Genomic DNA, 23,076 nt, shown 5'->3' on the forward strand with positions numbered 1-23,076 from the left:
GGCCGGTGACGTGGTCATTGCGACCGATGAGCACCCCTTCTGGGTCCCCGACTTGAAGGCGTGGGTCGACGCGATCGACCTGGTCCCGGGTATGTGGTTGCAGACCTCCGCCGGTACCTGGGTCCAGGTCAACGCGATCCAGGCCTGGTCCCAGTCCGCCACGGTCCACAACCTGACGGTCCAGGGTGTTCACACCTACCATGTGGCCACGGGGTCCCTCGACGTCCTCAACCACAACTGTGATAATGGTGGTTTTAAAAACCCAGTCACGGCCAGTGAGATAAGTGATATCAATGAGAGTTTCGGGGGAAGAACTCTATTGCATGGATCCCCCGAGGGGACTCTGGCCAATGCAAGTAGGTGCACGGGTTTTTGGCGGAAATCTGCTGTGATTATTCGAGATGTCGCAGGTGGTCACATGTTCGATAATGGAAACAAGCGTACTGCTCACGCTGTTGTCGCAAATCTCATGGAGCGTAACAACATTATTAGTGGCCCTACTAATGATGATCTTTGGGGGGTGATTGCTGCTGTGAGTGATTCGAGAAAGCCTGGCCATACGATGGATGTGGACGGAATTGCGTCGAGGTTGAGGGGGTGCTAATGGGGTCTCCTCGCCGACTTGATATCGAAGGTTTGTTGGAGCGCTTGGGGAACTATGAGATCACCGCGATCCTTAAATTTGACCACGAGAGAAGGATGGATGTGATTAAACCTTGGACCTTGGTTCTCTCTGGTCCTGGGGTGGGGGGTGCTTATTTGATTCGCATTGAGGGTGCAAGTTTATCTGAGTGTTTGGAGGCTGGAATTGAACGATTGAAGGATTCCTCTGGGTTGACTCTTTTTTTGGATGAATTTGAGATTTAATTATTTAGTTTCGGGCTGGAGTCCGATGTGAACGAGGAATCTATCTCACAGGTCGGGGCGATACTGTAGCCGACTCAGCCTTGACTGGACGGCTCCGCTTGACTCCGGGGCGTAGGCTGAAAAGTGGCCCTCCAGTCGCTCCCGGTCCTTGATCGCTATGCTTGTCTTCCTGCTGTGGTGGGCGGACAGGTTGTCCCATGCGGGATCGCAGCCGCGGCTCACGCCCAATGGTCGCTATTCGCGATGGATATCAGAAGGTGTTGCTTTCATGCTGGGGCGCGCGGGGTGGGGCCGCGCGTACCTGCTCGCCGCGCCGCTGGGGGTTGTCCACCCGCCCGGAGTGCTCGGCCGCAGTCGGAGGGTGTCGCTCCCACGCGAGGTCGCGCGGGGTAGGGCCGTGGATACCTGCTCGGCCCGACCGCAGGGGGTGTCGGGGCACGCTCCCGCATGCTGCGCCCGAGGGGGTGGGACGGACTCCGAGGTTTCCAGGACGGTCACCGCTTGGGAAGGCACAGACCGGCGGAGCCGGATCCGCCCCCACGATGCAACGGAGGGCAGACGGACAGGCAGACACGTGGGCCGCACGTCCGGGGTGGTGGGGGTGTGCTGTCCGGGGGCGGGTCCGGGCGAGGCCTGCCCCGCCCAGCCACGTAGGAACGGAGGAAAGGTCCACCTGCACAGCCGCGGTTGCTCCCGACCTCGCTTGGAACACCAGCCCCAGACGTAGTGACCCGCACCCAAGTACCCTCCCGCACCACAACGGGCCGGGGCCGCCAGCACGCAGGCCCGCGCCGCCCTCACCCCCGCGCGGCCGGGTGAGCAGGTACGCGCGGCCCTACCCCGCGCGACCTGAGCTGGGAGCGACACCCTCCGGCTATGGTCGGGGGCTCCAGGCGGGTGGACAACCACCATTGGCTGAGTGGAGCAGGTACGCGCGGCCTTCACCCCCAGGGGTTCGCGGAGCCGAGTACGCCCTCGCCAGCCCCCTGGAGCCGGGGTGTCGATCAACGCTCACGGGTTGTGCCTGGGGCCCCAAGACAGTGCACGTTTCACCCCCTATGGCGTTGGGAGGGCATGGGTGGGCTCTACGTACGGGCCGCTCCTCGCGCCCCCCACCCTTTGTAGGGGGCATTCCTCCCGTCTCAAGGGCTGGGCTGGGATCGCCTCGCTTGACCCAGCCCCGGATCACACCCCCACCGCTCCGGACGTGCATCGAACGCGCCCGCCCTGCGGTCTGCCGTGCGCCGACTGCGCCGGGGCCAGGTCTACGCTCCGCTGGCCGCCGTTTCCAAGCGGTTGAGCTTTTGGAGAACTCCGGTCGAGCTCTCACCCCCGCGACCTGAGCGGGGAGCGACACCCTCCGGCTGTGGCCGGGGCCGCGGTCCGCCGACCGGCAGTGGCCGGGCGCTCCGGTTCGGAGAACAACCACCATGGCGCAGGGCCCGGTCCGGCCCCGGGCTTGCGGCCTGGCGCTCCGGTTCGGCGGAAAACCACTACGGCACAGACTCCGGGGCACCGGCCTGTGGCCGGGCTCCCCGGCCCGGCGAAGAACCACCAGGGCGCAGGCCCGGCTCACCGCACCGCTTGCGGTCCAGCCCTCCGGGCCGGAGAGAAACCACTACAGCACAGGCCCCCGGCGCCCCACCCCGCCCCGGTGCGGGACCATGGAGGCCCGGCCCCTGCCGGGAAGGTCCACCGGGGAGGGCGACGGGTGCGGGCACTGTACGCGGAGACGACGGGCGAGTCCCTGCTCTCCGGAACCCCGGCCGAACTCCTCGCCCTGGCCGGGCTGCTCCGGGAGGGCGGCGGCGACCTCGCCCTGCCCCCGGTCGCCGACCCCGCGCCCTACGACCGGGCGTTGGCGGAGGTCCGTGTTCGGCACCGGGCCACGGGGAAGGTCCGGATCCGGGTGGACGGCGGCACCCTGGTGATCGGGGGCGCACCGGAGTATCTCGCCGTCCTCGCCGAGAGCGTCGCCGGCTTCGCCGCGGACCCCGACGCCGGCCCCCGCCACCACCTGCACGTCGAGCACTTCCCCGACCACTTCTACCTGGCCGGGGACTCCGCGCCGCTCGTCGTCGGGTTCTCCGGGGACGCCCCCTCCGGGGCCTGAGCCGCCCGGGGACCTCCCGGCGCCCGTCCCGAGCGGTCGGCCAGGGCACCCGCCAGGAGCACCACGGCCAGGCCCGCCAGCGGGACCACCATCAGACCCGTGCGCAGCGAGGTGGCGTCGGCGATCGCCCCCACCACCGGCGGCGAGCACAGGAACCCCACCCGCATCAGCCAGCTCACCAGTGCCAGCCCGGTCCCCGGCTTGAGCCCGCGCAGCTCGTCGGCCGCGTGCATGGCCGAGGGGATGAGCGTGGCCACGCCGAACCCGGCCGCCGCGAACCCCGCGATCGTGCCCGGGACGCTGGGGAAGAGCAGCGCCGTGCCCAGGCCCAGCGCGGCGATCGCGCCGCCGGCGCGGGCCACCGCCCGCTGGCCGAACCGGTCGGTGAGCCCGTCGCCCGCGATGCGGCCGACGAACTGCGCCCCGACCAGGGCGATGTACCCGAACGCCGCCAGCGACGCCGTCGCGCCCAGGTGGTCCGACAGGTACACCGCGCCCCAGGTGCTGCCCGCGTCCTCCACCATGATCCCGGCGATGGAGATGACCGCCAGGGCCGCCAGGACCGCGTACTTGGTCCAGGCCGCGCCGCTGACGGCGCGCCCGGCCCCCGCGCCCCCGGCGCCCGCCCGCGCCTCCTCCAGCGGCTCCACCCGGTCCGGCCCCGGCAGCGTCCAGCGGTACGCGGTCAGCGCCACCGCCGACAGCAGGACCGCGGCCACCGCCAGGTGCAGGCCCGGGGACACCCCCAGGCCGGTGGCCGCCGCCCCCATCAGGCCGCCGGTCACCGCGCCCACGCTCCACAGGGCGTGGAAGGAGTTGAGCACCGACCGCTTGTACAGCCGCTGCACCCGCAGCCCGTGCGCGTTCTGGGCCACGTCCACGATCGCGTCGAACGCCCCGGCCAGGAGCAGCGCCCCCGCCAGCGCCGCCCAGGTCGGCCCCAGCGCGGCGGCGAGCATGCCCAGCGCCGTCAGGACCGTTCCGAACGCCGCCACCCGGGCGGAGCGGAACCGGCGGATGACCGGCCCGGCCGCCATGCCCGCGACCAGCGCTCCGGCCGGGAACGCGGCGATGGCCAGCCCGTACTCGGCGTTGCCCAGCTCCAGCGCCGCCTTGATCTCGGGGTAGCGGGGGACGAGGTTGGCGTACAGGGCGCCGTTGGTGAGGAACAGCAGGGACACCGCGGCGCGGGCGCCGCGGACCTGCCGGTCCACGGGGGTGCGGCCCGCGGGCCCGGGCGCTGTGGGGGAGTCCGGCGCGGTCATGGGTGGGCCCTCCAGGGGAACGGCAGGGGTGTACGACCGTACATCCGTCGCGTACGATCGTACACTTCCCGGTCGGGCGAACCCGGACGCGCACCCCCCGCAATCCGCGACAATGGCCCCGGTGACCGTCGGCGGAGAGGAGCCAGGGTGGCGACCGGACAGGTGGACCCCGAACGCAGGGAGCGCATCATCGGGGCCGCCGCCGACCTCATCGCCCAGGAGGGCGTGGCCGGGACCTCCCACCGCAAGGTGGCCGCCCGCGCCGGGGTGCCGCTGGGGTCGATGACCTACCACTTCGCCGGCATGGACGAGCTGCTGCGCGAGGTCTTCTCCCGCTTCGCCCAGGACCTCAGCCGCCGGTTCGAGCGCCGCCTCGTGCGGGCCCGCACCCTGGAGGAGGCCCGCGAGGCCGTCACCGCCCTGGTCCACGACGAGCTGATGACCTCGCCCCGCGAACTCGTCCTCACCCACGAGCTGTACACCCTGGCCGCCCGCCGCCCCGCCTACCGGGAGCTGACCCGGGCCTGGATGCTGCGCAGCAGGCGGGCCCTGGAACTCCACTTCGACCCGCTCACCGCCCGCCAGGTGGACGCCCTCATCGAGGGGCTGACCATCCACCGGGCCCTGGAGCTGGAACCCCACGACCGCGCCCTGACCATGGACGCCGTGGTCCGCCTCACCACCGTCCCGGGGGCGGGCTGAGGGTGTCGGTCGCCCACCCGCGGCGACCGCTCCGGTAGAGAAAGGGGTGACGCCGCAGGCGGGCGGCGCGCTCTTTCGTCCGCGGAGAGGATTCCATGGGTCATCTGGCCGACGAGGTCGCACCCGGCGTCTTCCGCCTCGGAGACGAGGTGGTCAACTTCTACCTGGTGGACACCGGCGAGGGCCTGGTCCTGGTCGACGCCGGGCTGCCCACGCACAGCTCCGGCCTCCTGGACGCGGTCTCCTGGGTGGGCGGCCGGCTGCGGGCCGTCCTGCTCACCCACGGCCACCCCGACCACATCGGCCTGGCCGCCCGCGCCCTGCACCACGAGGGGACCGCGGTGTGGGTGCACGAGGGCGACGCCCCGCTGCTGGGCGGCGGGCCCGCCCAGGCGATGGTGCACGCCCCGCCCGAGCGCTCGATGCTGCCCTACCTGCTGCGCCGCCCGCGGGCCGCCCGGCTGCTCGCCCACCTGGAGGGGTCGGGGGCGTTCAACGCGCCGCCGGTGCCGGTGTTCTCCACCTTTGTCCACGGCCAGGTCCTGGAGGACGTGCCCGGGGCCCCGCGGGTGGTGGGCGCGCCGGGGCACACGCCGGGCAGCGCCATGTTCGTCTGGCCCGACCGCGACGTGGTGTTCACCGGGGACGCGCTGGTCACCTTCGACGCCACCACCGGGCGCACGGGCCCCACCACGATCAGCCGGATGTCCACGCACCGGGGCGACGAGGCGATGGCCTCGCTGGAGCGGCTGGCGGAGCTGGGGGAGGACGCGGTGGTGCTGCCCGGCCACGGCGAGCCCTTCCCCGACGGGCCGCGCGCCGCGGCCGAGATCGCCATCGAGCGCGGGATCGCGTAGGCGCCCGGGGCGGGGCCACCTCACCGGCCGCCCCGTGCGGTACCCCGTACCCGGCGGAGCCCTGCGTCCTCCGGCGGGCACCGCCGCCGCGGTGGAGGGCGGGCGCCCGGGAGGAACGCCGGTCGGGGACGCCGGCCGGGCCGGGACCGCGCCGCCCCCGGCGCCTGGATCCCCCCGGCCGGCCCGGCCGTGGATCCGGGAGAACCGCGGCGCCCGCACGGCTGTCTACACGGAGGACGAGATCCGCGCGACCTATTGACTTTCGATAGAAAACTATCGAGAATCGATATATGCACAGCTACATCACCCTCGTCCTGCGCGCCGGTGTCGCCCTGGCGATCCTCGCGGGCCTGTTCGGCCAGTTCGTCGTCATCCCCGGCGCCGCCGCCGAGGAGGTCGCGTACTTCCCGCCCTACGCCCCCTTCGAGGTCCCCTACGTCGTCGTGGCGATCCTCGGCGTCGCCTGCGTGCAGGTCGCCCTGGTCGCGGTCTGGGCGCTGCTCGGGATGGTCGAGCGCGACGCGATCTTCACCTCCCGGGCCTTCCGCTGGGTCGACGTCATCATCGGCGCCACCCTCGCGGCGTCCCTGCTCACCGGCGGGGTCACCGCGCACCTGCTGTTCGCCGAGATCCCCTCGCCCGACGACGGCATGGAGCTGCTCGGGGCCCTGGGGGCCGCCGTGGTCACCACCGCCGGGGGCGTGGCCTTCGCCCTGCTGCTCGTCCTCATGCGCGGGCTGCTCAGCAAGGCCACCCGGCTCCAGGCCGAGATGTCCGAGGTCGTCTGACCCGGTCCGCGCGGGCTCCGGGCCCCGCCCCCGGCCGCGAGCCCGCGCCGAACGACGCCCCGCCCCCGGCGCCCCGGCTCACGCCAGGCCGTTGGCGGTGAGCCAGTCCCGCGCCACCAGGGTGGGGTTCTCCCGCTGGGAGATGATCCGGCCCATCATCTCCCGGATGTCGTCGGTGTTCAGCCGCGCCGACACCGCGTCCAGGACGGCGCGTGCCTCCCCGTCCACGGCCCGGTCCCGGACCAGCGGCAGGATGTTCTCCGCCAGGAACAGCCCCCGGTCGTCCTCCAGCATCACCAGGTCGCGCTCCCCGATGGCCGGGTCCGTGGTGAACAGGTCCACCACGTCCACCTGGCCGTTGGTGACCGCGTTGAGGGACAGCGGCCCGCCGGCGTCCAGCGCCACGAACGTCGCGAACTCCAGCCCGTACACCTCGCGCAGCCCCACGATGCCGTTGTGCCGGGTCTTCCACTCCGGCGGCCCGCCCAGGGTCATCTCCCCGGCCAGCGGCACCAGGTCCGAGACGGTCTCCAGGCCGTGCTCGGCGGCGGTCTCCCCGGTGACCACCAGCACGTCCTTGCTCTGCGCCTCGGACGCCTCCAGCACGGCCAGCCCCTCGGGAAGCTGCACCCGGAGTTCCTCCAGCACCTCCGCGTCGGCGGTCGCCTCCGTCTCGGGGTCCACGTACTGGAGCAGCGCCCCGCTGTACTCGGGGATGAGGTCGATGGACCCGTCGATCAGCCCGGGCACGTACGCCTCCCGGCTGGCGATGTTGTACCGCTCCTCCACCTCGATGCCCTCGGCGCGCAGTGCCTCGGCGTAGATGTTGGCCACCAGCAGGCTGTCCAGGAAGTTCGCCGACCCGACCACGACCGGGCCCGAGCCGTCCCGGTCCGCCCCCTCCTCCCCGGCGGCGAGCGGGTCGGAGCCGATCCCGCAGCCGGTGGCCGTGAGCAGGGCCAGCGCGGCGGCCAGCGCCGTCGCCGCGCGCGGCGTCCGTCGAGGGGTCATGGGAGCCTCCAGGGGTGTGCGGGCCCGGGCCGCCGGGCCGGTGCGGGGGGTGGTCACGGCGCCCTCCCGGAGGCCGGGGCCGCGACCGGTGCGGCGGTCGGGGCCGGGTCGGGTCCGGCGCCCGGCGCCCGGTCGGGGTCGGGCAGCCTGCGCAGCCGCCCGGTCAGGCCGGGGGAGACGACCAGCCGCTCCAGCAGGAGCAGCAGGGCCTCCACGACGATCGCGAGCAGGGCGACCAGGATCGCCCCGGCGAGCATCTGCGTGTAGTCGAGCTGGGCCTGGCCGTCGATGATGTAGCGCCCGAGCCCGCCCAGGGACACGTAGGCGGCGACGGTGGCGGTGGACACCAGCTGGAGGGAGGCGCTGCGCACCCCGGAGATGACCAGCGGCAGGGCGCAGGGCAGCTCCACGGTCAGCAGCACCTGCCAGGGGCGCATCCCGATCCCGTGGGCGGCGGTGCGCACCTGCGGCGGCACGGCGGTCACCCCGGCGTAGGCGTTGGTCAGGATCGGCGGGATCGCCAGCACCACCAGCACGATCAGGGCGGGGACCGTGAACGCCAGCTGCGATCCCACGTGCGGGGACACCAGCAGCACCGCGGCGATGAGCAGGCCCAGCGTGGGCAGGGCGCGCAGGGCGTTGGCCAGGCCGGCGACCACGACCGCGCCGCGGCCGGTGTGCCCGATGACCAGGCCCGCGGGGAGCGCGACCACGATCGCCACCGCGGCGGCGATGGCGCAGTACACCAGGTGGGTGAGGACCTGGCGGGGGATGCCGTCGGGGCCGGCCCAGTGGGCGGGGTCCGCGAACCACTCGATGAGGTTCATGCCGGGGTCTCCGCTCTCTTCCAGGGGGTCAGCAGGCGGGCCGCGGCCAGGATGAGGCCGTCCAGCAGCCAGGCCAGCAGCAGGCACAGGACGATCCCGGCCGCGATCGGCAGCAGGTAGCCGAGCTGGAAGCCCAGCGTGAACAGGGAGCCCAGCTGCGGGATGCCCAGCAGGGCGCCCAGCGACACCAGGCTCACGTTGGACACCGAGGCCACGCGCAGCCCGGCGGCGATGACTGGGACGGCGACGGGCAGCTCGACCGCCGCCCACCGCTGCACCGCCGTGTAGCCCATCGCGTCGGCGGCCCGCACGGTGTCCTCGGGCACCGCGGCCAGGCCGTCGGCCACCACCCGCACCAGCAGGGCGACGGTGTAGACGGTCAGCGCGCACACGATGTTCACCGGGTCGAGCATCCGCGTCCCCAGCACCTGGGGGAGCAGGACGAACAGCGCCAGCGAGGGCAGGGTGTACAGCAGGGCCGACCCGGCGACCAGCGGCCGGTAGAGGAACCCGAAGTGGTGGGCGGCCCAGCCCAGGGGGAGGGCGAGCACGAGCCCGAGCAGCAGCGGCAGGACCGAGAGCCACACGTGGGCCAGGAAGTACTCGGCCATCACCCCGGCGTTGTCGGAGAGCCAGCGCAGGGCGATCATGCGGTCCCCTCCGCGGCGGCCCGGTTCCGGTCCCCGCCGGCGGCCGTGGCCCCGGGGCCGGTCTCGCGCCCGGCGCCCGCGGCGGCGTCCTCGGCGCGCGCCGCCGTGATGGCCCGGACCACGTCCTCGGGGGTGACGGTGCCGGTCAGGGCGCCGGCGTCGTCGGTGACGGCGCCCCGGCCCGAGGGCGAGGACAGCGCCGCGTCCAGCAGCTCGCGCAGGCCGCCCGAGCGGCGGGCCGTCGTGCCGCCCAGCAGCAGGTGCCCGTGCCCCACCGGGTCGGTGCCCGCGGTGCCCGGAGCGGCGGCCCCCACGTCGATCCAGCCCAGCGGCCGGTTCTCGTCCGACACCACCAGGGCCCATCCGTCGCGGGCCGCCGCGCGCGCCTGCTCCAGGGTGGCCCCCAGCCGGACGGCGGGCTCCTCGCGCACCTCCAGCGCGGCGGGCGCGGCGAAGTCGAGCGCGCGGTAGCCGCGGTCCCGGCCCACGAAGTCGGCGACGAAGTCGTCCACCGGCCGGGTGAGCAGCTCGTGCGGCTCCGCGAACTGGGCCAGGTGCCCGCCCACCCGCAGCACCGCGATCCGGTCCCCGAGGGTGACGGCCTCGGCGATGTCGTGGGTGACGAACAGGATGGTCTTGCCGATCTCGCGCTGGAGCGCCAGGAACTCCTCCTGGAGCCGTGCCCGCACGACCGGGTCGACCGCGCTGAACGGCTCGTCCATGAGCATCACGGGCGGGTCCGCCGCCAGCGCCCGGGCCACGCCCACCCGCTGCTGCTGGCCCCCGGACAGCTGGGCGGGGTAGCGCCCGGCGTAGGAGGCGGGCAGGCCGACCAGCTCCAGCAGCTCCAGGGCGCGGTCCCGGGCCCTGCGGCGGGTCCAGCCGAGCAGGCGGGGGACGGAGGCGATGTTGTCGGCGACGGTGCGGTGCGGGAACAGGCCCGCGTTCTGGATCACGTAGCCGATGCCGCGGCGCAGCTCGGCGGTGTCCAGGCCGGCGGTGTCGCGGCCGTCCAGCAGGACGGTGCCCGAACTCGGCTCGATGAGCCGGTTCACCATCCGCAGGGAGGTGGTCTTGCCGCAGCCCGAGGGGCCGACCAGCACCGTGGTGCGGCCGGTGGGCGCGGTCAGGTCGAGGCCGTCGACGGCGACGGTGCCGTCCGGATAGGCCTTGGTGACCTGGTCGAAGCGAATCATCGGGTTCTCCTGGAGGGGGTGGTCCGGTCGGGGTCGGGGGATGCGCGCGCCGTGCGGGCGCACTCACCCCGGCGGGGTCACGACCCCCCTTCCCTCGCGCGGGTCCGCCCGTCGGCCGTGTCGCCGGCGGCGTCCCCGGTGTCGTCGTCCGTGCCGTCCGTGTCGTCTGTTTCCCGTACGGCACCGAGCAACCCTGACACGTGCTCGGCCTCGGCGGTGAGCAGCGCGCCCAGCGCGGCGACCCGTTCCGCGTCGAGGCGGAACGCGGGCCCCACGACGCTGAGCGCGGCGACGGTCCCGGCGGCCGAGCGGACGGGTGCGGCCAGCGCCATCACCTCGGGGTCCACCACGGAGGCGACCGCGGTGAACCCCGCCTCGGGCAGCTCCCCGCGCAAGGCCAGGCCCACGGCCGAGCCGTCTTGGGGGAAGCGGTGCCCCACCCAGCTGACGTGGCGGATGGTGCGGTTGCCCTCGGCCTGGGCGATGTAGAGGACGCCCTGGTCGGCGGTGCCCACGCACAGGTAGCCGGACTCGCCGGTCTGGCGGGCCAGCTCGGCCAGCGAGGGCTGGGCCAGGGTGATGAGCGAGTCGTTGGACAGTGCCCTGGCCCCGATGCCCAGCAGCCGGTGCCCGGAGGAGAAGGCCCCGTCGTCGTCGCGGTCGACGAACCCGGTGGACTCCAGGGTGCGCAGCAGCCGCAGGGCGGTGCTGGGCGCGAGCCCGGTGTCGCGGGCGCACTCGGTGAGGGAGACCGGGCCGCGCTCGGCGACCACGGCGAGGAGTTCCAGGGCGCGTTCGACGGTGCGCGTGGACTCGGCCACGGGGTTTCCCTTCGGTCCTGAGCCCGCTCGACGCCCGAACGGAACCCGGTGGATTTTCATCTGATGGAACACTGTTGCCATCTGGCAGCAGAATGACATACTCCAGTCGAGGAGGGAAGAGGCACGGGTGCCTCACGTCACACGCGTACCGATGGAGGCGGGCATGTTGAGCCTGGACGGATCACCCCTGGACTGCGGGCGCGTCGCCGCCGCGGCGCGGTCCGCCGAACCCGTCGCCCTGACCCGCGCCGCCCTGCGCCGCATCGCCGCCGCCCACCGGGGCGCCGGCGAGGCCGCCGCGCGCGGCCCGGTCTACGGGCGCAGCACGGGGGTGGGCGCCAACCGGACCGTCCGCGTGGACACCGCCGGGGACGGCGGGGGCCACGGGCGCCGCCTGCTGCGCAGCCACGCCGCCGCCGCGGGCCGCCCGCTCCCCGAGCCGGTGGTGCGCGCCATGCTCATCGTCCGGGTCAACCAGATCGCGGCCGGGGGCTCGGGCGTCTCGCCCGACACCGCCCGCGCCCTGCTGCGGATGCTGCGCACCGGGGCGCTGCCCACCGTCCGCGAACACGGCACCGTGGGCACCGGCGACCTGGCCGCCCTGGCCGGGACGGCGCTGACCCTGCTCGGCGAGCGCCCGGCCGCCGCGCCCTGGACCCCGCCCCGGCACTTCCCCGACACCGACGCGCTGCCGCTGATCAGCAGCAACGCCCTCACCCTGGCCCGCACGGCGCTGGCCGTCGCGGAGCTGGAGCCCCTGGTGCGCGCCGCGGCGGTGACCACCGCGATGTCCGCGGCGGCCGTGGGCGCCAACACCGAGGCGTTCTCGCCCGAGGCGGCACGGGCGTGCGCGTCGCCCGGCGCGGTCACCGTCGCCCGCCGGCTGCGCGACCTCCTGGGGCCGGGGCTGCCCGCCGCGGCGCGGGTGCAGGACCCCTTCGGGTTCCGCACCGCGCCGCAGGTGCAGGGGGTCCTCGTCGACGCGCTCGCGGAGATGTCGGGTCTGGTCGGGGCGCTGACCGCGGCGGCGCAGGAGAACCCGCTGGTCGTGGGGGCCGGGACCGGGCACACCCGGGTCGTCCACCACGGCGGGTTCCACATGGCGGCGCTCACCCTGCGCTCGGACGCGCTGCGCCTGGCGCTGGCGCAGACGGCGCCCGCCCTGCTGGGGCGGCTGCGCGCCCTGTCCGACCCGGCGGTCAGCGGGCTCCCGGCGTTCCTGGCGACCGGCCCGGCCGGGTCTTCGGGCACCATGATCCTGGAGTACACGGCCGGGTCGGCCTACGGTGCGCTGCGCGCCGCCGCCGCCCCGGCGTCCCTGGAGACGGTGGTGCTGTCCCGGGGGACCGAGGAGGACGCCAGCTTCGCCCCGCTGGCGGTGCACCAGCTCGAAACCGCGATCGCGGCGCTGCGGCCGCTGCTGGCCTGCGAACTCCTGGTGGCGGCGCGCGCCCTGGTGCTGCGGGCCCCGGCCGTGCCGCCGCTGGCGCTGCACCGGGCGACCCGGGCGCTGGAGGCGCAGGGGGCCGCGCCGCGCGACACCGCCGACCGCGACCTCCAGGGGGACCTGGAGGCGGCCGAGCGCGCCCTGGACCGGCTGGCGGACCTGCTGCCGTCGGAGGACGCCCGGGCCGCCGGGCCGGGGGAGCCCGGGGACGCCGGGGAGACGGGGAATGCGGGGGAGTTCGCGCCGCCCGGACCGCGGGCCGTGCCCGGGGCCGGTACCGGGGAGGCCCCCGCCCCCGTGTCCGACCGCGCGGCGGGCTCCGCCGTGGGCTGCTGAGGGCCGTCCGGCGCGCCGGCCCGCTCCGGAGCGGGCCGGCGGAGCGCTTCCCCCGCCTCACGCCGTCGCGGGGCCGGGACCGCGGGGCGCGCCCCGCGGCGGGGCCCCGCGCGGCCCCGCCCCGCGAAGACGCGGCGGCCCCCGGGGACGCCCCGGGGGCCGCGCGGCGTCCGCCGGCCGCTCACCCGTCCCGGCGCGGCTCCTGGTTGAGGTCGGCGGCGGCGCGCTCGTTGAGCACGGCGGCCCTGCGCACCGCGCCGTTGACCAGGCCCGTGTCGGCCGCCGCGCCCCGCTTCTCCCGCGGTTGCGCGGACGGCCGGGGCAGCGCCCCGGCCATGACCCGCATGGCCCCCTGCACCAGCGACGGGCACAGTCCCCGGGCCGCCAGGATCGCGACCGCCAGCGGCGTGAGCACCAGGTGGGAGCGCCCGCGCGCCGCCGCCTCCACGATCCGGCGGGCCGCCCGCCCGGCGTCCACCGAGACCAGCGGCAGCCCCGCGCCCAGGGCGAACCAGCTGTACTCGCGCTCGGCGTTGCCCGCGAACACCGCGGCCCGCTGCGAACCCGTGCGCATCAGCCCCGGCACCACGGTGGTGACCCGCACCCCCCGGCGCGCCACCTCGGCGCCCAGCCCCTCCGACAGGGCGACCTCGGCGAACTTGGCGCACGAGTACGGCAGCAGGTGCGGCACGCTCAACCGCCCGCCGATCGACGTGATGTTCACCAGGGAGCCGCCGGTCTCGGCCAGCGGACCGAGCGCCGCCCGCGCCACGCGCAGCGGGGCCCAGAACATCGTTTCCATGGCCTCGCGGAAGTCCTCTTCTTCGAGGACCTCGTACGGCGCGACCCGGATGATCCCGGCGTTGTTCACCACGAAGTCCAGGTGCCCGAAGGCGGCGACGGCCTCCCGCACCAGCTGCTCGGGCGCTCCGGGCTCGGTCACGTCGCACCGGACGGTGCGCACCCGCACGCCCCGGCCCTCCAGGTCGGCCGCCGCCCGCTCCAGCTCCTCGCCGTCGCGGGCGCAGACCACCACCGACGCGCCGCGCTCGCCGAACTCGCGGGCCAGGCGCAGGCCGAGCCCGCGCGAGCCGCCGGTGACCAGCGCGACCCTGCCGGTGAGCCGGGTGGTGCGCGGCTCCGGGACCACCACCGCGGCGCCCACCCCCAGCGCGGCGCCGGCCGCGGCCCAGGGCAGGACCCCGCCCCCGCGACGGCGGCGGCGCCCGCCGGGCTCCCCCTGCCGGAGCTTGGCCACGGCCGCGGCACGGCCCGCCAGTACCGGGACCGCCAAGGCCTTGACACCCATCACCGGACACCTCCCCCTACCGCCGTACGCGGCGTCGTGTGTAGGGACGCGGCTACCCGGGACCGCCCCGCCGAAACGGCCGGGGTTCCGGAGGGAGGGGCCGCGGGGACCGGAGCACCGGGGCTCCGCGTCCCGGCGCGGCGGCGCGGAACGGGTCGTGCCGGTAGCGTTCGCACGCGCCCGGCTTCCCCTGCGGGGCGCTCGGCCGGAGCGCCGGTTCGCGGCGGGAGCGGTGCGGCTGTGTGGCGCGGCCACCGCGCTCGGTGTCTCCTACAGAGTGGTGTTCGAGTCGGGGGAACCGCCGTCGTTCAGTCGCCACCCGTCCGCCGCCGGATCGGCGGGGCCGTGTGGCGCGGTCACCGCGCTCCGTGTCTTCCGCGGGGCCGGGTCCGACCCGGGCACGTTCGTGCGCCCGCTGCCGGAGCGGCGCGGGCACCGCGTCGGCACCCGGGGGCGGGTGCCGGGGTCAGCCGGCGCGTCCGGCCCCGGCCGCGTCGTCCCGGTAGGCCCGGGCCTGGAGCTCCCACAGCTCCCGGTACACGCCGCCGCGCTCCATCAGCTCCCCGTGCGACCCCTGCGCCACCACCCGGCCGCGCTCCAGCACCACGATCACGTCGGCCATCCGCACCGACGCCAGCCGGTGCGTGATGAGCACGACCGTCGCCCCCGTCCGCCCGGCGTGGGCGTGCAGCGAGGTGAAGAACCGGTGCTCGGCCCGGGCGTCCAGCGCCGACGTCGGCTCGTCCGCGATCAGCAGCGGCACCGCCGCCCCGTCGTCGCCCCGGTGGAACCCGCGGGCCGCGGCCAGCCGCTGCCACTGCCCGCCCGAGGGCTCGTGGCCGCGGGCGAACCGCTTGTCCAGCAGGGTCTCCCATCCGCGCGGCAGGTCCGCCACCACCGTGTCCGCGTGCGCGGCGCCCGCCGCCCGCGCCAGCCGCTCCGGCTCCCCCTCGGGGCCGCTCATCACCACGTTCTGGCGCGCCGTCATCGGCCAGTGCGTGTGGTCCTGGGCGATGACCGCGATCCGCGCGCGCAGGTCCTCGGGGTCCACCCGCGCCAGGTCGGTCCCGTCCCAGCACACCCGTCCGGTGTCGGGCGCGTACAGCCCCGACAGCAGCTTGGCCAGGGTGCTCTTGCCCGACCCGTTCTCGCCGACCAGCGCCACCGTCCGGCCCCGCGGCAGCTCCAGGTCCACCCCCGCCAGCGCGGGCCCCGGGGCGTCGTCCCCGTCGTCGTCGGCGCCGCGCGGGTAGGTGAACGTCACGTCTTGGACCCTGATGCGCGCGAACCCCTGCGGTGCGGGGGCCAGCCCCCGGCGCGGGGTGCGGGCACGGGCCGTCTCCTCCAGCTCCTCCAGGTCGGCGACGTACAGGCCCGCCTCGTACACCTGGTTCACCGACACCAGCACCGTGCCCAGGGCCCCCTGGGCGACCCGCACCGCCACCACCGCCGCCCCGGCCGCCGCGAGGGGGATCACCCCCTGGACGAGCAGCAGCCCCAGCGCCGCGAACACGACCCCCGTGGCGATCCCGCCCAGGGCGCCGCCGGTCACCTGGATGAGCGCCATCCGCGTCGCCAGCCGCAGCCGTGCCTCCAGCTCCCGGTCGGCGAACCGGTCGAACTCGGCGCGCAGCCGCGGCCCCATCGTGTACGAGCGCAGCTCGGCGGCGGTGCGCCGGTCGATCATCAGGTTCTGGAGCATGAACTTGCGCCGCATGACCCGGGTGAGCCGCAGCGTCAGCCGGTACCGCAGCCGGGCCGCTGCGGCCGAGCCCCACCACTGGGGGAGCATCGCCACCAGGATCAGCGGCAGCAGCACCGGGTGCATCGAGCCCAGCACGCCCGCGGCGGCGGCGATCCCCAGCAGCCCGGTGAGCGCGTCCACGCTGGTGCGGACCAGGTTCCCCCGCTGGTCGCAGCCGGTGGCGTACCCGCGGAACACGCGGTCGTTGAAGTCGCTGTCGTCGAACGCGGCCACCTCCACCTCGGTGACGGCCTCGTTGAACCGGCGCTCGGCGGCCAGCACCACCCGCGGTTCCAGCCGGGCCTGGGCGCGCCCGGCCAGCGCCCCGCAGGCGCCCCGGGCCACGAGCGCCGCGGCGAGCAGGGCCAGGGAGGGCAGCGCCGCCTGGACCCGGTCGGCGGTGGGGACGGCCGCGAACACCTCCTCCAGGACGGCGTTGGTGGCCACCAGCGCCCAGGCCGTGGCGGCGCCCATCCCCAGCCCGAACACGGCGGTGGCGGCCAGGTCGCCGGGCCCCGCCCGCCACCCCAGGACCAGGGCGCGGCCGACCAGGGCGGGCATCCGGCGGGCCATCGCCCACCAGGTGGCCTGGCGGGCCCGGTCCTGGAACACCCGGTAGTGGGAGGAGGCGAGCTCCTCGGGGTCCGGGTCGCCGGCCCGGCCGTCCTCCTGCGCGGCGCCGGGCGGGGGAGCGCCCCCGGCGGGTCCGGGCTCCGGCGGCGGCTCGGCGGGGGGTCCGCAGCCGGCGGCGTCCGCCGGGCCGGCGGGGGAGTCCGGGGGTGCGCCGCTCCCGGCGTCCTGGGCGTCCTCGGCGTCGTTCTCTGCGGCGTCATGGGCGCGCAACGGGTGTCCTCTCCGTTTCCGTGGTGGTGACAGGCCGATCATGGCCGCCGGGACCGTCCGGTGGGGAGGGGCCGCCCGATTGCGGTCCGACCGCATCCGGGGGTGCGGGGCCCGCGCGGCGGCCCGCGGCGTCGGGGCGTGCGTCCGCGGTGCGGGGCGGGGCCCGGATCGGCCGCGTATCGGACGACCCGAATCGGTGTTCGATGCGGTCGTCCGTGCCCTCCCGCGGCCTGACGTGCCGCCTGTCGCCGACCGGGGGAGAACATCACGCTGGTCGTGATCAGGGATGCATTCACCGTTTGTCGTCCTGATGGAGGAATGGGGTCCTAATCCCGATACGCACCCCGCGCGAAACGCGACGATCACGCAGAACCCGCACTTTCCCCGCCCCTGGCGCTATCAATGGAACCGCGGCCACGCGCACCCCCCGACACGGCGCCCGGATTCCGGCGAGGTGAGGAGAGGTGGTACATGGCTGGGCCTTGGGCGCGCACCCGTGACCTGCGGCACCGGATCGAGGAGACCGCGGCCGTGGTGCGCGACCGCCTCACCGCGCACACCTGGTCGGTGGTGCAGGCCACCCTCGCGGCCCTCATCGCCTGGGCCGTCGCGGGCGGCCTCGTGCAGGACCACAGCCCGTTCTTCGCGCCCATCGCGGCCGTCATCGCGCTCAACGCCTCCGGCGGCGAACGGGGCTCCAACGCCCTCAAGCTGCTCACCGGCGTGTTCATCGGCATCGGCGCGGGCGAGCTGGCGCTGGCCGTGGGCAGCGGCGAACTCGCCACGATGGGCGCCGCCACCCTGGTGGCCATGCTCGTGGCCGTCGCCATCAACGCCGAGCGCATCGTCATGGGCCAGGCGGCGGCCAGCGCCATCCTCACCACCATCTTCATCGGGGACGGCAGCCCCGGCATCGACCGGCTGGTGGACGCGCTCATCGGCGCGGGGGTCGCCCTGGTGTTCAGCCAGCTGCTGTTCCCCGCCCGGCTGGTCGCGCTGCTGCGCCGGATCGAGGCCGACGCCCTCACCGAGATGTCGGGCATGCTCACCGGCGTCGCCCAGGCCCTGGACGAGGACGGCGACGTCTCCAGCCAGCAGATGGTCAACCGCCTCGGGGACCTGAGCAGGCCCATGGCGGAGCTGAGCCGGGCCCGCGAGAGCAGCATGACCACCATCCGGCTGTCCACGATCCGCTGGGGCGACCCGCAGCCGGTGCTGGACGAGGACGAGATCATCGAACGCCTCATCCTGCTGGCCGAGAGCTGCCTGTTCCTGTGCCGCAGCACCGCCGCGATGGGCGCGCACGAGCGCCGCGAGCTGGTGCCGATCGTGTCCGGCATGGCCGACGTGCTGGCCATCCTCGCCGACGACCTCAGCAGCGGGGAGGCGCGTGAGCAGGCGGTGGAGCAGGCGCTGATGACCGCGCGCATGTACGGGCCGGGCCGGCCGGAGGACGACCAGGTCACCCAGGCCGCGCACCTGGCGGTGGAGATGGTCGCCACCGACATCATGCTGTTCGCGGGCATCCGGTTCGAGGACGTGGAGGAGGCCCTGCTGGGCGACCTGGAGGACCCGCGGATCCCCCCGCCGCCGGGGGTGCCGTGGCTGCCGTGGCTGCGCTGGCGCCCCCGCTGGGAGAGCGTCCGCCGCTGGGGGCCGGGGCCGCGCAGGCCGGGCGGCCCGCGCCGGTTCGGCCGCTGGCGCCCCGGCCCGCCCCGGTGAGGGGCGGGTGCCGGTCCGTCGGCGGTGCGCCCCGGCGTGCAGGGGCGCCGGACCGGGCCCGGAACCGGGGTTGCGGTTGACGCGAGGTCAACGCCTAACGTCGTGACCGGGCCGGAGGGACCGGTCCGACGAGGGGAGTGCCGATGCCGTCCTGGCCGACCGGGCAGGTGTGCCGGATGACGGGCGTCAGCTCGCGCACCCTGCGGCACTACCACCGCATCGGGCTGCTGAGGCCCTCCGCGGTGGGACCCGGCGGGGTGCGCCACTACGGCCCGGCCGAGCTGCTGCGGCTCCAGCGCATCCTGCTGATGCGCGGGCTGGGGCTGGCCCTGGCCGACATCGCCGCCGTGCTCGACGCCGACCGCGACCCGGCCGGGGCGCTGCGCGTCCACCTGCGCGACCTGCTGGCCGAGCGCGACCGCGTCGACACCCTCGTCACCACCGTGCGCCGCACCCTGGCCGCACTGGAGGAGGAGGGGACCATGGGAGACCTCGACCCCGGGACGCTGTTCGCCGGGTTCGACACCGCCGCCTACACCGACCGCGCCCGCACGCAGTGGCCGGACGAGTGGGCCCAGGCGGCCCGCGCCGCCGAGGGCCGCACCCCGGCCGACTGGGACGCCGAGCGCGCCGAGCAGGCCGCCCAGCTGGGGCGGATGGCCGCCCACCTGGCCGCGGGGCGGCCGGTCACCGACCCCCTCGTGCAGGCGGAGGTGCACGAGCACTACCTGCGGATCACCCGTATGTGGACGCCCGACGCCGACGCGTTCGCCCACCTGGGGCGGGTGTACGCCGAGGAGGGGGCCTGGCGCGAGGTCCACGAGGCGGTCGCGCCGGGCCTGGCCGACTACCAGTGCGAGGCCATGGCCGCCTACGCCCTGGAGCGCCTGGACGTCCGCGGGGACCGGACGTGATCCCCGCCGACTGGATTCCGCACCGCCGTGCGCAGGACGGCGAGGTCCTGGGCTACCTCGCCCCGGCGGGGGAGGGGGCCCGCACCCCGATGACGCCGTTCGGGCACCCGGCCGGCGAGCCCGCCGACGAGGACGGCGCCCGCGCCGTCCTGGACGCCCGCGGGCTCGCCTACCTGGCCGACCCCTGGCTGCTGGAGCTGCCCGGGCGGGCCGAGCCGGTCACCGTGCGGATCGTCGAGGTGGGCCCTGACCGGATGCGGGTGGCCAACGCCGACCACGGCTACGAGGAGGCCGACCTGGGGCACGTCTTCGTGCTGGAGGTCCCCGAGCCGGGCCGCCTGCGCCCCGCCTGAGCGCCCCGTCCGGTGCCGCCGGCCCGGAACGGGCGCACCCGGCCCCCGCGGAACACTCCGCGGGGGCCGGGTGCGGATCCGGGGAACCCGCGGTGCGTCAGTAGACCAGCGGGGTGTACTGGGGGGAGGCGAAGGTGCCGCCCGCGTGGAAGTCGGCGCTGCGGCCGGACGGGATGCTGTACTGCGTGGTGGTCTTGGACGGGGAGTTGGCCCAGTTGCCCTTGATCGTCACGCTGTACCGGACGGTCCCCGAGCCGAGGCCGACCGAGGTGCACTGGCCGGGCTGGACCACGCGCGTCGAGAAGCCGCCCGAGTTGGCGAAGGTGGCCTGGGCCGAGTAGTCGGAGGAGACGTTGCACAGCCGGAAGGTCCCGGCCGCGGCGGCGGGGGAGGCCGTGCCGACCGTGATCCCGAAGGCCAGGGCCAGGGCCGCGGCCAGGGCCAGGGCGAAGGCTTTGCCGCGGGAGACGGAGATGGTCATGTGACTCCTCGTGATGACGGTGAGTGTCCGGCCGGGGGCAGGGGCCGACCCCTTGGAGTGAGGGCGGTTCGCACTCAACCACAAACTCAGAGTGACTCCTAGGTTTTTTCTGTGGTTTATTACTGAATTTGTGTGTTGATCGTCGCTTTCTGGGTTGTGTTTGCGTGTCTTTGTTCCCGGTGCGGTGTTAGGGCCCATCGGCCCCCGCGGGGTTCGCCGCCGCTCCGCCGTGACGCCGACCCGATCGTGTGGTCACCGAAGGTGACGGTTTCGGCGGTCGGGGCGTGGGCGCACCGGACTCGTCTCCGGGTGCGCCGGGTCCGGGTCGCGGTTCCCGGCCCGGGACGCGGCCCCCGCCGGCGGCCCGGGGGCGTGTTCGTCCCGGCGGCCTCCCGGGGGTTCCCGAACCGGGTCGGCCGGGCCCCGGGCGGGCGTCCTGTGCGCCCCGGTCCGGGGGTGGTCCGGGTCCCTTCGCGTGCGCGACCTGGAATTCCAGGTGAAGGCAAAGTGGACGGGAGATGAATGGAGACCGCGGTGTTCGGGGTAGGGAACACACAACGTCACGCTCCGTATCCGGATCCCCCCGGAACGTTCCGACAGGAGACCCTTGCAGACCCGACGGACCCCCGCCCCCGCTCCGTTCGCCCTCCTCTCCCGTGCCCGCCCGGTGAGAAGACCCGCGCTCCGGCGCCCGCCCGCCGCCGCGGGCCGATCCTCCGGTTCCTGACCGGACCGGACGCCGGTCGGCGCGCTCCCCGCTCCGCGCGCACCGGCGCCCGTCCCCGCACCGCCCCGGGCGGTGATCCCCGGGGACCGGTCGCGCCCGCCCGCACGGTCCCCTCTCCGACGCGCCGCCCGACTCCGGCCGCGTCCCACCGCCGCGCGCCCCCGCACAGCGCCCGGCGGTGCTTCGGCGACCCCGGACGGCGTCCCGCGCCGCCCCGACCACCGGAAAGAGTGGAACGCAGTGACCGTACCGGCCGATCCCCCGCCGCACCCCTCCGTCCCCCCGCCCCGCACACCCTCCGACCCCCGGGTCCCCGCCGGGGCGGCGCCCCCGGCCGGCCGCGCCCGCCCGCGCACGCCCGCACGGCCGCGCCGCACGGCCCCGCGCCGCACCGGATCGGTCCTCGGACCCCGGCGGTCCGTGGACGAGCAGGCCCGCCCCGGCGCCGGGCAGGCCGCCCGCCCACCCGGTGACGGCCCACCCGGTGACGGCCCGGCCGGGCCCGGCCGGACGCACGGAGCGGACCCCGCCGACGCCGCGGTGCCGAGCCGCGCCGGGACCCTCCCCGATGCGCCGGGCCCGGGGGAGACCGCCGTCGGCCGGGACGGGGGAGCGGACGCGCGGTCGGCCGCACACATCGCCGCCGCGGGCCTCCGGCCGACGGGGACCCCCGCCGGCGAACGGGGGTCGGTGGACGCGGACCTCTCTCCCGGGACCGGGCAGGGCCCGTCCCCGTCCGGCCTGGACGGGGACGCGCGGGCGGACGCCGCCACTCCCGACCCCGGCACCGCCGCCGTCCCGCGCCGCGCGGGGGCCGAACCCCGTCCGCGGCGGTGGGCGCACCGGTGGTTCCGGCGCGGCGCCGGGCCCGGCGCCACGGGGCCGGGGCCGGTCCCGGGGGCGCACCGGGCGCTGCCCGCCCTGTGCGTCACCGTCACCGTCAGCCAGGGCGTCCTGTTCTACGCCTTCCCCGTCCTGGTCCCCGCGGTCTCCGCCGATGCGGACTGGTCGCCCATCGCCCTGGCCGCCGTCTTCTCCGGCTCCCAGGTGCTGGCGGCCCTGGCCGCACCGCTCGTCGGCCGGTGGCTGCGCCTGCGCGGCCCCCGTCCGGTGATGACCGCGGCCGCCGTGCTGGCCGCGGCCGCGCTGGCCGCCGGCGCCCTCGCCCCGTCGCTGTGGGCGTTCGCGGCGGCCTGGCAGGTGGCCGGGCTCGCCGCGGCCGGGCTCTTCTACCCGCCCGCGTTCGCCGCCCTCACCCACTGGTACCGCTCGGCGCGCGTGCGCGCGGTCACCGCCCTGACCCTGGCCGGGGGGTTCGCCGGGACGGTGTTCGCCCCGCTCGCGGTCCTGTTGGAGGCCCACCTGGGCTGGCGCGGCGCCTTCCTGGTGCTGGCGGCCGTCCTGGCGCTGGTCGTGGCGCCCCTGCACCTGTGGGCGCTGCGCGCCCGGTGGACGCCGCACGGCGACCCCGAGTCCGGCCGCCGGGCCGTGCGCGGAGTGGTGGCCGGGCGGGCGTTCTGGGCGCTGACCACGGCCCTGGCCCTGGGGGCGTTCACCGTGCACGCGGTGGTCGTCGACCTCGTCCCCTTCCTGAGCGAGCAGGGGTTCGGCACCGCGGAGGCGGCCTGGATCCTGGGCGCCACCGGGATCGGGCAGGTGCTGGGCCGCCTCGTGTACGCGCCCTGGGAGCGCCGCACCGGGCCCGGTGCGCGGGCGGTGGCGGTGCTGGTGGTCTGCGCGGCCGGCGCCCTGCTCACCGCGGCGCTGGCGCTGGGGGGCGCGGCCCCCGCCGCGCTGTTCGCCGCGGCGCTCGCGGTGGGCGCGGGGCGCGGCCTGCTCACCCTGGTGCAGGCCACGGCGGTCGCGGACCGGTGGGGCCCGGAGCACTACACCACGCTCACCAGCATCATGCACACCCCGCTGGCGCTCGCCGCCGCCCTGGCTCCGGGGGTGTGCGCGCTGGCCGCCGGGGCGGTGGGCGGCTACGGGCCGGTGTTCCTCGCCCTGGGGGCGGTCGCGCTGCTGGGCGCGGCGCTGGCCCCCGCCGGCTCCCCGGCCCGGCCCCCCGCTGCGGCGGGGGACCGGGGGTGAGCGCCCGTGCCC

General features: G+C 75.6%; 19 protein-coding genes. 10 read left to right on the forward strand and 9 right to left on the reverse strand.

Features of this window, described 5'->3' with window-relative positions; translation table 11 throughout:
• Together BUE45_RS27170 and BUE45_RS27180 are read left to right on the forward strand one after the other, a co-directional pair.
• Positions 1 to 604, forward strand: a 604-nt coding sequence (locus BUE45_RS27170; protein WP_143173500.1) for a polymorphic toxin-type HINT domain-containing protein, incomplete at its 5' end; no start/stop codon positions are given.
• 1,974 nt (positions 605 to 2,578) lie between these two features.
• Positions 2,579 to 2,980, forward strand: coding sequence for an Imm32 family immunity protein (locus BUE45_RS27180; protein WP_073383574.1), 402 nt, complete (start codon positions 2,579 to 2,581; stop codon positions 2,978 to 2,980).
• On the opposite strand, the gene BUE45_RS27185 is transcribed toward BUE45_RS27180, so the two are convergent.
• Positions 2,914 to 4,245, reverse strand: coding sequence for an MFS transporter (locus BUE45_RS27185; RefSeq protein WP_073383577.1), 1,332 nt, complete (start codon positions 4,243 to 4,245; stop codon positions 2,914 to 2,916). The genes BUE45_RS27180 and BUE45_RS27185 overlap by 67 nt on opposite strands.
• Before the next feature lie 147 nt (positions 4,246 to 4,392).
• Between BUE45_RS27185 and BUE45_RS27190 the strand changes: the two genes are divergently transcribed.
• From BUE45_RS27190 to BUE45_RS27200, 3 genes are all read left to right on the forward strand, one after another.
• The gene (locus BUE45_RS27190) at positions 4,393 to 4,947 is read left to right on the forward strand and encodes a TetR/AcrR family transcriptional regulator (RefSeq protein WP_073383580.1); all 555 of its coding nucleotides are present in this window, start codon (positions 4,393 to 4,395) and stop codon (positions 4,945 to 4,947) included.
• A gap of 95 nt (positions 4,948 to 5,042) precedes the next feature.
• Entirely contained in the window at positions 5,043 to 5,804 is a 762-nt protein-coding gene (locus BUE45_RS27195; RefSeq protein WP_073383582.1) for an MBL fold metallo-hydrolase, read from the forward strand.
• 290 nt (positions 5,805 to 6,094) lie between these two features.
• On the forward strand, positions 6,095 to 6,592 hold the full coding sequence (locus BUE45_RS27200; protein ID WP_073383584.1) for a DUF2975 domain-containing protein: 498 nt from the start codon (positions 6,095 to 6,097) through the stop codon (positions 6,590 to 6,592).
• 78 nt (positions 6,593 to 6,670) lie between these two features.
• Here BUE45_RS27200 and BUE45_RS27205 read toward each other — a convergent pair whose 3' ends face one another.
• The 5 genes from BUE45_RS27205 to BUE45_RS27225 all read right to left on the reverse strand — a co-directional run bounded on the left by BUE45_RS27205 (position 6,671) and on the right by BUE45_RS27225 (position 11,097).
• A complete protein-coding gene (locus BUE45_RS27205; protein WP_073383716.1) occupies positions 6,671 to 7,603 on the reverse strand; it encodes an ABC transporter substrate-binding protein in 933 nt (310 codons plus the stop codon).
• A 53-nt stretch (positions 7,604 to 7,656) separates the two neighbouring features.
• A complete protein-coding gene (locus BUE45_RS27210) occupies positions 7,657 to 8,430 on the reverse strand; it encodes an ABC transporter permease (RefSeq protein WP_073383587.1) in 774 nt (257 codons plus the stop codon).
• Complete coding sequence (locus BUE45_RS27215; RefSeq protein WP_073383589.1) at positions 8,427 to 9,080, reverse strand: ABC transporter permease; 654 nt, start codon at positions 9,078 to 9,080, stop codon at positions 8,427 to 8,429. The genes BUE45_RS27210 and BUE45_RS27215 overlap by 4 nt, the downstream gene beginning before the upstream one ends.
• Complete coding sequence (locus BUE45_RS27220; protein ID WP_073383591.1) at positions 9,077 to 10,276, reverse strand: ABC transporter ATP-binding protein; 1,200 nt, start codon at positions 10,274 to 10,276, stop codon at positions 9,077 to 9,079. Before BUE45_RS27220 ends, BUE45_RS27215 begins: the two co-directional genes overlap by 4 nt.
• A 77-nt stretch (positions 10,277 to 10,353) precedes the next feature.
• Entirely contained in the window at positions 10,354 to 11,097 is a 744-nt protein-coding gene (locus BUE45_RS27225; protein ID WP_073383592.1) for an IclR family transcriptional regulator, read from the reverse strand.
• 163 nt (positions 11,098 to 11,260) lie between these two features.
• Between BUE45_RS27225 and BUE45_RS27230 the strand changes: the two genes are divergently transcribed.
• Entirely contained in the window at positions 11,261 to 12,880 is a 1,620-nt protein-coding gene (locus BUE45_RS27230) for an aromatic amino acid lyase (RefSeq protein WP_178378670.1), read from the forward strand.
• Between the two features lie 181 nt (positions 12,881 to 13,061).
• Here the strand turns inward: BUE45_RS27230 and BUE45_RS27235 are convergent, their stop codons facing one another.
• Both BUE45_RS27235 and BUE45_RS27240 read right to left on the reverse strand, forming a co-directional pair.
• Positions 13,062 to 14,189, reverse strand: coding sequence for an SDR family NAD(P)-dependent oxidoreductase (locus tag BUE45_RS27235; protein ID WP_073383597.1), 1,128 nt, complete (start codon positions 14,187 to 14,189; stop codon positions 13,062 to 13,064).
• A 466-nt stretch (positions 14,190 to 14,655) separates the two neighbouring features.
• Positions 14,656 to 16,776, reverse strand: a complete 2,121-nt coding sequence (locus BUE45_RS27240) for an ABC transporter ATP-binding protein (RefSeq protein ID WP_281256381.1) — start codon at positions 16,774 to 16,776, stop codon at positions 14,656 to 14,658.
• A 471-nt stretch (positions 16,777 to 17,247) separates the two neighbouring features.
• Between BUE45_RS27240 and BUE45_RS27245 the strand changes: the two genes are divergently transcribed.
• The 3 genes from BUE45_RS27245 to BUE45_RS27255 all read left to right on the forward strand — a co-directional run bounded on the left by BUE45_RS27245 (position 17,248) and on the right by BUE45_RS27255 (position 19,765).
• A complete protein-coding gene (locus tag BUE45_RS27245) occupies positions 17,248 to 18,498 on the forward strand; it encodes an FUSC family protein (RefSeq protein ID WP_073383599.1) in 1,251 nt (416 codons plus the stop codon).
• Positions 18,499 to 18,641: 143 nt separating this feature from the next.
• A complete protein-coding gene (locus BUE45_RS27250; protein WP_073383602.1) occupies positions 18,642 to 19,412 on the forward strand; it encodes a MerR family transcriptional regulator in 771 nt (256 codons plus the stop codon).
• The gene (locus BUE45_RS27255; RefSeq protein ID WP_073383606.1) at positions 19,409 to 19,765 is read left to right on the forward strand and encodes a hypothetical protein; all 357 of its coding nucleotides are present in this window, start codon (positions 19,409 to 19,411) and stop codon (positions 19,763 to 19,765) included. The genes BUE45_RS27250 and BUE45_RS27255 overlap by 4 nt, the downstream gene beginning before the upstream one ends.
• A gap of 97 nt (positions 19,766 to 19,862) precedes the next feature.
• On the opposite strand, the gene BUE45_RS27260 is transcribed toward BUE45_RS27255, so the two are convergent.
• The gene (locus BUE45_RS27260) at positions 19,863 to 20,246 is read right to left on the reverse strand and encodes a hypothetical protein (protein ID WP_073383608.1); all 384 of its coding nucleotides are present in this window, start codon (positions 20,244 to 20,246) and stop codon (positions 19,863 to 19,865) included.
• A 1,417-nt stretch (positions 20,247 to 21,663) separates the two neighbouring features.
• On the opposite strand from BUE45_RS27260, the gene BUE45_RS27265 reads away from it, so the two are divergent.
• Positions 21,664 to 23,064 carry an MFS transporter gene (locus tag BUE45_RS27265; protein ID WP_245833492.1) on the forward strand — a complete coding sequence of 467 codons (1,401 nt, stop codon included), beginning with the start codon at positions 21,664 to 21,666 and terminating at the stop codon, positions 23,062 to 23,064.
• Positions 23,065 to 23,076 lie beyond the last annotated feature (12 nt).

The sequence above is a fragment of the Nocardiopsis flavescens genome, from assembly GCF_900141985.1.
Lineage (GTDB): Bacteria > Actinomycetota > Actinomycetes > Streptosporangiales > Streptosporangiaceae > Nocardiopsis > Nocardiopsis flavescens.

What these genes read in the sequence shown, in the direction of transcription:
- BUE45_RS27185 (WP_073383577.1), bottom strand. Translation starts at nt 4,245, where the DNA reads ATGACCGCGCCGGACTCCCCCACAGCGCCCGGGCCCGCGGGCCGCACC.
- BUE45_RS27195 (WP_073383582.1), top strand. Translation starts at nt 5,043, where the DNA reads ATGGGTCATCTGGCCGACGAGGTCGCACCCGGCGTCTTCCGCCTCGGA.
- BUE45_RS27200 (WP_073383584.1), top strand. Translation starts at nt 6,095, where the DNA reads ATGCACAGCTACATCACCCTCGTCCTGCGCGCCGGTGTCGCCCTGGCG.
- BUE45_RS27205 (WP_073383716.1), bottom strand. Translation starts at nt 7,603, where the DNA reads ATGACCCCTCGACGGACGCCGCGCGCGGCGACGGCGCTGGCCGCCGCG.
- BUE45_RS27210 (WP_073383587.1), bottom strand. Translation starts at nt 8,430, where the DNA reads ATGAACCTCATCGAGTGGTTCGCGGACCCCGCCCACTGGGCCGGCCCC.
- BUE45_RS27215 (WP_073383589.1), bottom strand. Translation starts at nt 9,080, where the DNA reads ATGATCGCCCTGCGCTGGCTCTCCGACAACGCCGGGGTGATGGCCGAG.
- BUE45_RS27220 (WP_073383591.1), bottom strand. Translation starts at nt 10,276, where the DNA reads ATGATTCGCTTCGACCAGGTCACCAAGGCCTATCCGGACGGCACCGTC.
- BUE45_RS27230 (WP_178378670.1), top strand. Translation starts at nt 11,261, where the DNA reads ATGTTGAGCCTGGACGGATCACCCCTGGACTGCGGGCGCGTCGCCGCC.
- BUE45_RS27235 (WP_073383597.1), bottom strand. Translation starts at nt 14,189, where the DNA reads ATGGGTGTCAAGGCCTTGGCGGTCCCGGTACTGGCGGGCCGTGCCGCG.
- BUE45_RS27245 (WP_073383599.1), top strand. Translation starts at nt 17,248, where the DNA reads ATGGCTGGGCCTTGGGCGCGCACCCGTGACCTGCGGCACCGGATCGAG.
- BUE45_RS27250 (WP_073383602.1), top strand. Translation starts at nt 18,642, where the DNA reads ATGCCGTCCTGGCCGACCGGGCAGGTGTGCCGGATGACGGGCGTCAGC.
- BUE45_RS27260 (WP_073383608.1), bottom strand. Translation starts at nt 20,246, where the DNA reads ATGACCATCTCCGTCTCCCGCGGCAAAGCCTTCGCCCTGGCCCTGGCC.